Annotated in this window: 1 protein-coding gene and 1 pseudogene; both read left to right on the forward strand. The window is 43.5% G+C overall.

Annotated elements, in window-relative coordinates; genetic code table 11:
• Positions 1-440, forward strand: a pseudogene (locus tag F6K37_RS40110) (tetratricopeptide repeat protein); the annotation flags it as partial.
• Positions 441-809: 369 nt separating this feature from the next.
• Positions 810-1,921: tetratricopeptide repeat protein (locus tag F6K37_RS40115; RefSeq protein ID WP_287256845.1), on the forward strand; the 1,112-nt coding region annotated here is incomplete at its 3' end.

The following is a 1,921-nucleotide window of genomic DNA, read 5'->3' on the forward strand; positions in this document are numbered from 1 at the left end:
TTTATAAGCGTATTGCTAGTTTTTATGATTGGTGGTACGAAGGCGATATTTTGGCACGTTACCGTGAGCATGATAATAATATGACCAGTGAACTGATATTATCTGGAGCTCAAGCAACGTCTATCCGCCAGGGGATTGAAATTTCCGAGAGCTATCTTCCTGCTGAGCATTGTGCAGCAATTACAGCCAACGCTCGTAACCATTACTTTAATTATTGTCTAAACCATATGGTAATTCCCCTAAAGGCTGGGAATCTTTCTGGTGCGTTTCGTCTGCTCCAAGAGGCACTCAAAATTGATCCGTCTCCTCAAGCTGTGGAGAAACTATTTACTTGGCTTACTCAAGCCGAAGCTGCTCCCCTACGGGATGAGATTGCTTCAAAGTTGCGCTCGATTATGTTGAATCATAATTCAGAGAGTTTTTACTTTGCTTATCCCTAGTTATAGCAGAAGTCAGAAGTCAGAAGTCAGAAGTCAGAAGTCAAACTCTTTCGCTTACTTAGGTTTGAGACTTTTGTCATGTCCTAACTGCCCTGTCTTGATGCAGTCGCTCATGGGGAGGGGCTGTGTGCGGAACCTGCGTCCGCACCTTGTAAGCCCCGTGGAAACCACGCCAGTTGCTCATGGGGGAGACCCCCAAGACCGCACTGGCTCCCCAAGACCGCGCTGCATCGCTGGCGACTGCTATAGATATAGGGTTTTTATCTGGGTTGTGAACACACTTATTGCCAATACCCAAGGGCGAATATGTTCACAACTCTATACAATTACCAATTACCAATTAAAAAGTAAAAATTGAGGATTACAACAGTGACACAACTTTCTGAAGCACTTCAAGTTGCTCTTCAATATCATCGAGCCAATCGCTTGGTCGAAGCTGAGCAAGTTTATCGTCAGATTCTAGCAGGAATACCTAACCAACCAGATGCCTTGTATGGGTTAGGAATGCTAGCACAACAGGTAGGTAAGTACCAAACTGCTGAGGAGTTTTTCAATACAACCCTCCTTGTCAATCCGGAGTCTTTCAAGGCTTGGTTCAGTTTAGGCAATTTGCGTCAAGCTCAAGGTCAATTGTCAGAAGCAGTGGAAGCTTATCAGCGAGCGTTAGCCCTACAGCCGAACTCGGTAGCGCTTTACAACAACTTTGGCTATGCTCTACAACAACAAGGCAAGTGGGAAAATGCGATCGCATGCTATCAAAAAGCTTTGGAGATTCAGCCCAACTGTGCTGAAGCTGATGTGAATTTGGGTAATGCTCTCTACGCTCAAGGGCAGCTTTCCCAAGAAAAACACGCCTACTACGCTGCCTTAAATCACGATTTGGGCGTTACTCGGAAAATAGGAGGCGATTTGAAGACTGCGGTGGCTTATTACCAGAAAGCGATCGCAATACAGCCAGACTTGGTCAACAGTCATTATACCTTAGGAGTTGCTCTGCAGGAACAAGGCAAATTAGATGATGCGATCGCATCCTATAACAATGTCCTCAAACTCAATCCCAGCAACACTGTAGTCTACACAACTTTAGTGCAAAATAAATTAGCTAGGATTGACCGAGAGCAAAACAAATTAAACAACAAATTAAATCATCAATTAAACGGAGCAGATTCTAATAAACGATTAAAGATAGCATTTGTCTGTCAACCCTTTGTGATGACCTCGTTTCCAAATCCGATGGATTCCATTGGGATTTTGACCTATGAATTCGTGCGTCTTTTAGTTCAAGATGGTGATGTTATTGTCTATACACCAGGAGAACGCTTTAATACGGCAAGTCATGACGGAGTAGACTATCGATATATTCCCATAGGCCGGGATAAAAAACTGCTAAACTATCTGGAAAAAATTCCAGGATTCCAGAATCAAAAACGTCCTATATTTGGCTCCCAACTCTATTACCTAGCATATATTTTACAGGTAGC

This window comes from Moorena sp. SIO4E2, assembly GCF_010671945.1.
Lineage (GTDB): Bacteria > Cyanobacteriota > Cyanobacteriia > Cyanobacteriales > Coleofasciculaceae > Moorena > Moorena producens.